The organism is Candidatus Poriferisocius sp., from assembly GCF_965208355.1.
In the GTDB taxonomy this organism is placed as follows: Bacteria; Actinomycetota; Acidimicrobiia; order Acidimicrobiales; family Bin134; genus Poriferisocius.
Genome location: NZ_CBDBOM010000003.1, coordinates 3424564 through 3431372 on the forward strand (window position 1 = coordinate 3424564; position 6809 = coordinate 3431372).

Consider the following 6809-nt stretch of genomic DNA (forward strand, 5'->3'; position numbering starts at 1 on the left):
TCAGGCCACGTCCCAATTGAGGGAACCACACGCCCAAGAACTACAAGACCGGTACAAACTCAATAGGCTTCTGCTAGAGCTTTTATTCTCGCCATAATCAGCTATGCAATGCTGGCGGGCCCGGAGGTGAATCAATCCCCGCACCCCTAGCTCGCCCCGCTCATGCAGCGACTATGACGGCCAGGAAAATTTTTCTCAGATAGCTCCGTTCAACTTGCGGCTGAGAGAACTTGGCCTGTTTCAGCGGTTCTGGCTTGGGTCTCGTCATTCCTGCGGTTTCTTTTCAGGGCGAAGGTGCGGACTATGTCTCCGAACGCCGCCTGTATGTCGGCGAGGCCCGCATGGGTGAGGAGGACTGCGTGGCCTTCGGCTGCTGTGTCATGGGTGAATGATCTGGAACGTCCTAAGGGCCCGTCCATCCACTAGATGGATTCGACTGCGAGGTCGCCGGTGGTTGTGAGCCAGTTCCCAGGGTTGTCCGGGTCTGGTTCCCAGGAGAGCGCTGCGACGATGTCGGGTAGGAATGAGAGCCTGTCAGCTCGCAACTGGATGAACGACAGAGGTTGATTCTCTAGGATGAAGGGTTGGCCTAAGCCAAGCTGTGAGGCTGAGGCGGAGGAGCCAATCTTTGGGGGACATTCAGGAGTCCAAGGCCAGTGTGGTCTAGTTCTGCATATGGGTCCCCCCGCATATGGAGCGGAATTCAAGATCGACCTTTTATCTGGGGCCGTGGACTTCTTCATACAGGTCGAGTAGCGACCGACCATCTAGAACATTCCAGTACCTGCTGGGCGCAACATTGCGCTCGAGGCCAAGCAGCTCTCTTGTGAGCGGCGAAAGGTGTGTCGGCCCGTGGTCCAAGGCGATGTTGGGGTATGCATCTGGGGGAAGATCGATGAGCTCGACGAAACGTTCGTCCAGAACTTGAATCTTGACTGTCTCATCCCTATCGAATATGAGAACCGAATCGGGCATAAGCCCCAACTCGCTGAAATTGAGGGTCGGTCTGCGCTGAACACGCGCGACGGCGACCCTGTCGTCCTCTAGTACGTCGCTTTCGACCTCCTGCTTTGCCCGGTCGGTGACATCGGCGTCTATCAGTCTGAGCACGGCTATTGCCTGTTTTGGCTCAATCTCGAAAAACTCGCGCCGGGGGTGAACGCGTGAAGGCGCAAAGGCCCTATGCAATGCAGTCTCCACTTTCGCAAGGTCACCGGGGTCCTTGAGCGCAGCGGCATAAAGCAACTCGAACGGAACGGGAACGGAGGTAGTGAAGAGGTTGCTGATACGGGTCTGCGGGTCGCCCTTAGTGGTCTTGCCTATCTTGACGTACTCCGGAAATGCCGGGTTGACCGCAACGTACACATAGCCTGCAAAGGTCGGTGGGTCGTCGCTGGCAGCAGAGCGATCTTCGCTCATGGTCAAGACTCCTTCAGGCAGTCTCCGCTTGCATGGAAGCGACCATCATATTGACCTGGTTGCGGCTCATCGTAACTGGCGACGCGCCTTACCATTTCTTCGGCCGCTGGCAGGACTAGCCTTCGACAACGTAGCTGGGCATAACGAGTCTCTCTGGGGTACAACAGACGGTTGCTGAGGGTTCGCAGGTCGCGCGGAGTAACGATGATGCCGTGCAGGCCGCGGGCAGAAACAGCGTTGACATTGTTCTCGTCATCGTCGACAAACCAGAAGCCGGATGCGTTGTTGCAAGCCAAGGTGACGAGCTCAAAGAATCATGGCTCGGGCTTTCGGCACCTGTACGCGGAAGAGCAGATCTCATAGTCGATCATCTCCCACCAGTCGTAAGTCTCCGCCAAGCGAAACATCCATCCTTTGGATGGTTGGTGGCCAGTAACACGGTCCATCCCGTACGGCAGAGAGCGTCGAGCAGGTCGGTCCCGGCCTAGATCGGGTGGAACTCGGCCAAGATCGCCTGTTCTATGTTGTTGGCGGTGCTCCCGACTTCTCGGGCGAGCCGATGCGAGGCTTGAGCGTCTGAGAGACGGCCCAGTTCGGCGGATATGCGGTACTCCTTCTGCCAGAAGTCGGCAATTTGGCCAACGTTGAGGCCGACGGGCGACTCGAACTTGGGAAATGTGAACCTTTCCGGGTAATGCACAGGCTCCGATCCTTGGGAGGGTCTGTCAGGAATTTTGTGTATCGGGCGTGATCTGAGGGTCCGCGGCCGGGTGCTGCGGGCCGGGAAGGACCGTGTCTGTGACTGATCATAATGTGCCGGCTGCGCCGGCGGAAGAGGCCGCTGGCGAGGCGGCTATGCAGGACTGGGCTGAGCTGTTGGTCGAGCGTGCCCGGGCCGAGGGTGTGGAGCTGACCGGCGACGGCGGGCTGTTAACGGGGCTGGTGCGCCAGGTGCTGCAGACCGGGCTGGAGGTCGAGATGGCCGACCACCTGGGCTATGAGCGCTGTGATCCCTCCGGCCGCGGGTCGGGCAATTCCCGCAACGGCTCGTCGTCCAAGCGGGTCACCACCGAGATCGGCGAGATCGATCTTCGGGTGCCTCGCGACCGGGCGGGCACGTTCGAGCCGGTGACCGGCGCCTGAGCACCAGCGCCGCCTCGACGGGCTGTCGGGCAACGTGATCTCGCTCTACGCCAAGGGGCTCACCACCGGGGAGACCGGGGCGCACCTGGCCGAGGTCTAAGACACCTCGGTGAGCCGCGAGACGATCTCGAAAATCACCGACGAGATCGTCTCCGACATGGCCGTGTGGCAGAACCGGCTCCTCGACGCGGTCTATCCGGTGCTTTTGATCGACGCCATCACCGTCAAGGTCCGCGACGCGCAGGCCACTGACCGGCCCGTCTATGTGGCCATCGGCGTGAACCTGGCCGACGCGCGCGATGCTTTCGGCCTTTGGCTGGGACCCACAGGCGGCAAGACCCCCTAAGAAAGACTGAAATAGAAGGCCGCACGGCCCTGACGTCAGCGGCCTACGTCAGTCGCACATAGCGCCCACGGCAGGATTCGAACTCTTTGCATATTTTCTGGTCAAGACGCTGTTCTGGAACGAGAATTGTCCTATTCCGCGGCGGCCCCGACCAGCCGTTACTCCGGAAGCCGGGAAGCCGTTGTCTGAGCTTCGCCCTGGCGGCGCTACAGCAGCTGTGGGGCTCTGGGATCGAGCTGGGGGCCGTTAGGCTTGGCGGTCGCGGGCCGCTTTGCGTTTTTGCCACCACTTCTCCCACAGCCGAGAGCCTTGGTAGATCACGAGTGCCGTGATTATCCACGAGGGCCAGTAGCCGATGAGCCCTGGCAGGACATAAATGCGGAGCGGGATGAAGATTGCGGCGAAAACCCAGAACCACGGCACGCTGGCTTTACGGCGCGGTTTTCTGCGCTCTGGGGAGGCCCAGGCGCTAGCGCGTCGCTGCTCCCGGGCCAACCACTCCCGCGCCGGTCCCGAAGCGACATCCTCCGGGGGGCGTGCTGGGCGGTTGTCTGGCCCCATGACCCCACAATCTACCTTTACTCGGGCCGGGCCACCAGAGCCGTCCGGGTCAGCTAGAGCCGCTGCGGAGGCACCTGAGCCGCCTGGGGCCCCGGTTCATTGAACTCGACGTCGGCACCACTCCCGGGCCGAGAACCCACCTAAAGGGGCGGCGGCTCACCTGCCAACTCCTCTGAGCCGATCCGCAGCGAGGTGGAAGGCGCAGCGCGGACGACCTCGGCTGCGATGCCCACACTGTAGCCACCGGAAAGGGCTGATTTCGCTGCCTTGGACCGCATCCAATTCGCGCTGTCGAGCCAGGTATGGGCCTTGCGCGCCATCTAGGCACTGTCGCCCAAGGCGGCTGCGACCGCTACCGTCGCCACTAAATCAGGAACTTCCTCAGCCTTACGACGTACGGCGGCCCTGCGGCTGACTGTCGATACGCTGATGCGCGATCTCAGCTTCGCCGGTCCGCTGTTCGAGTCGATGGCGTCGCGCGACCTTCAGATCTACGTAGATGCCAATCGATGGTGGCTGTCGCACTATCGCGACAGCCACCACCTCGAAGTCGACGCCGTCATCGAACAAGCCGACGGACGATGGGTCGTAGCTAAAGCCAAACTCGGAGGGACCGACGCGATCCACAAGGGCGCCGAGTCGCTCCTGCGACTGCGGGCCAAGCTGGAAGGAGGCCGTACCGGCCCCCCGCACGGCTCGCGATGATCACTGCGACGGGCTACGCCTACGAGCGGTCCGACGGCGTCTGCGTCGTCCCGCTCACTTCGCTAGGGTCACAAAAGCGGCAACGAGTTCGCCCAAGTACGTGCGCCGAGAGACCTGGGTGCTGGATATGCAGGCGGCTGGTGTGGCGCCGCCGGGGGCTGGGTCGCTGTAGCAGGCGGCTGGGCGCTGCTTGGACGGATGTCTCGTGACCTGAAATTGAGAGGGGCGGGGAAGTTGGATCTGTCAGCGGGGCGTGCTGTCGGCCGGCAATTCAGGGGGCCAATACTTGCGGCTCTGGAGATACTGTGTCGCTTCGGGATTTTCGGTGAATTCGAGGAGTGCTCCGACTTTGTCTGCTAGCACCTGTCTGACCTCTATGGGGGTGGCGAAGAAGAATTCCCGGCGTAGGTTGACGCGGTTGACCCGTGTCTCTGCGAATGCGTTGTGTAGTTCTTGCTCCAGTGCGACGGCGTCGTCAGCGAAAAACAGTGCGTGTACGTCGAAGGGGAATGGCACCGATGCGTCACCGAGTTCGCGAACGCGATCCATAGGTTCGAGCCGCCTTGTCATCCCGATTTTGACCATCTGCTTTCCGAAGGATCCGGGGTTGCTGATCACGTAGACGTATCCCGCCCTGATGTTTGCGACGCGGTAGTCGTTCTCTGCGATCGCAGCGTCGACGTCTCGCAGCCGCTGCTCCATCTCGGTTGCTGCCTTCTCGTCGTCGTTGGCGCGAAGCGTTTCGAGGGCAGCCAAGTAGTGGGCTCGTTCCTTGTCCAGGCGGTCACGCTCAGCTGCAAGTTCTTGCTCCGCCCGCCTCTCCTCTCTGAGCCGTTCCCGCTCTTCTCGCGCGGCTTCCTTTTCTTCTTGTTTCTTCACGAGGTAGTCAGAGGTGAGCTCCAGTTCCTCGAATCGGAGTTCGTGGTAGCGGGGATTGACACGCATCTCCATCATGGCTCCGAGTTTCGCGATGGCTTGGACAGCTCTATCCAGGCGTCTCTTGGCAGTGACGACGTTGCCGGCCCGTAACGCGCGAACACAATTGTCGGCCTCAGCGTTGTAGGCCCTCAGCATCAATTTGGACAGGTCGGCAGTCATCTTGCGGCCCATGGCCAGTGAGTTGTTGTACGTGAACATGTCAGAGGCAACGATTGCGTTACCCGACTTCACCATTTCCTTGATCTGCTGGTTGATGGCGCCAAGCCTGGAGCGGTATTGCTCGGCGTTTTCGAGCGGGTGGTGGTAGTTGTAGATGCCGACCTCTTGGAGAACGCGTTCGTCGTCAAGATCGACGATGTCGTCAACACCTTCGGAGGCCCGCTCCCGAAGCCACTCGACTTCGGCTCGGAGGCGCCGCACTTCGTCTGCGTATGCGTTGGCGCTTTTCTCTTCGAGATTCGTGTGCGGCGCTATGGGAGTCACCGGCAATTGGTCGTGAGGCGCTGCCGTGTCCGTCGTGTCGGTGGCATCAGCCGAGGGCGGAGCCGCAGCGGGAGATTCGCGGGCGGTCGCGGTTGGTGGATGTTGAGAAGTGGCGTCGCTTTCGGCGTCTGACGAGATCCACAGGTCCCAGCCGGGCGGTGGTGGGGGCCACGACGGGTCAGGCTTCCAACCACTCGGTGGGGTCCACCCCTCGGGCGGCTTCGGCCACCCCGGGGGAGGGTTGAACACCCGCTCGCTCATCGCCAAGCTACCCCCGGACTCCCTTCGAAAGGTCAATGGCAACCAGGCCGAACGGGTTCTTGGAAACAGAGGCCTTCAGATGTTCGAGAGTCGCCAGGGGCACGACGTTTGACAGATCAAGATCTTCGAAGGTGGGTCTATCCGATGCGACCGCGACCAGCGGGATGTCGGTCATGCGACCAGTCCCCGGGTGCATCGCCTGTGTAGACACCGTCAAGGAGATCGTCTGGATGCGCCCTGCCCGGTCGGCCTCGAATATCTCATGCATCGTCCTGACAGCGACTTGGGCCACCGCGTTCGCGTAACGCTCCTTTTGGTCTTTCTGCGTGAGTGGCGTTTCGGCTATCTCGTCGCGAGCCTTTACGTACTTGTACTGCCGGGTGCTCGGCATCGACGCGGGCTCGGGGACGGCAACTTCCAAGGTCAGCTCTCCATGATTCGAGTCGAACCTGAACTCGTGCTCGACAGGAAACGAATCCGGGTAAACAGAGTTCCCCAGAACGATCGAAACATACTCCTGGACGGCGTCCTCAACTCCGTAGCCGAGGTTCGTAATGAGTTCATCAAGCGCTCCATTTGCTTCAGCTATCTCAGTTTCTCGCTGCTCGCATTCCGCCTCATACGTTGTCTTGGCGGCCTCGAGCTGTTGAATGCGAAGTTCCTCCGCCGCTTCATAAGCGCGATCTTGTTCCTCTTGGCGTGCTGGGAGGCTGGCAACCTCCTCCTGCCAGGCCCGGACGGCCTCGTCGTGGTCTGCCTGTACTTGGTCCAGCAACTCCGCGTATCTCTTCTTGGCGCCAAGAGCAAGGGATAGTTTCTTCGGCTCGCCAGCCGGCGCAATGAATTCGGGCCTAGGAGGAGGGTCGATTGGATCAGGTCGAAGAAGGACAGTGGCAAGGTCCCCAGGTTCGAACGGCGGATGCTCTACAACACGCCGCAGAGTCTCGAGGTC

7 protein-coding genes are annotated in these 6809 nt (G+C 61.0%); 3 read left to right on the forward strand and 4 right to left on the reverse strand.

The features are described 5' to 3' along the window. Positions 1–717: 717 nt before the first annotated feature. On the reverse strand, positions 718–1419 hold the full coding sequence (locus ACOGXH_RS17145; RefSeq protein ID WP_419930301.1) for a GIY-YIG nuclease family protein: 702 nt from the start codon (positions 1417–1419) through the stop codon (positions 718–720). Between the two features lie 484 nt (positions 1420–1903). Further along, positions 1904–2119, reverse strand: coding sequence for a hypothetical protein (locus ACOGXH_RS17150; protein ID WP_419930302.1), 216 nt, complete (start codon positions 2117–2119; stop codon positions 1904–1906). Between the two features lie 98 nt (positions 2120–2217). Between ACOGXH_RS17150 and ACOGXH_RS17155 the strand changes: the two genes are divergently transcribed. The 3 genes from ACOGXH_RS17155 to ACOGXH_RS17165 all read left to right on the forward strand — a co-directional run bounded on the left by ACOGXH_RS17155 (position 2218) and on the right by ACOGXH_RS17165 (position 4174). Further along, complete coding sequence (locus tag ACOGXH_RS17155; RefSeq protein WP_419930303.1) at positions 2218–2562, forward strand: transposase; 345 nt, start codon at positions 2218–2220, stop codon at positions 2560–2562. Positions 2563–2671: 109 nt separating this feature from the next. After that, positions 2672–2908 carry a transposase gene (locus ACOGXH_RS17160; protein WP_419930304.1) on the forward strand — a complete coding sequence of 79 codons (237 nt, stop codon included), beginning with the start codon at positions 2672–2674 and terminating at the stop codon, positions 2906–2908. Positions 2909–3874: 966 nt separating this feature from the next. After that, positions 3875–4174 (forward strand): DUF4143 domain-containing protein, encoded by a 300-nt coding sequence (locus ACOGXH_RS17165; RefSeq protein WP_419930397.1) that lies wholly within the window; start codon positions 3875–3877, stop codon positions 4172–4174. 243 nt (positions 4175–4417) lie between these two features. Here ACOGXH_RS17165 and ACOGXH_RS17170 read toward each other — a convergent pair whose 3' ends face one another. Next, positions 4418–5857: a DUF4041 domain-containing protein gene (locus ACOGXH_RS17170; protein WP_419930305.1), complete on the reverse strand. Its 1440-nt coding sequence runs from the start codon at positions 5855–5857 to the stop codon at positions 4418–4420. A 7-nt stretch (positions 5858–5864) separates the two neighbouring features. Then, on the reverse strand, positions 5865–6809 hold a 945-nt coding region (locus ACOGXH_RS17175; protein ID WP_419930306.1), incomplete at its 5' end, for a hypothetical protein.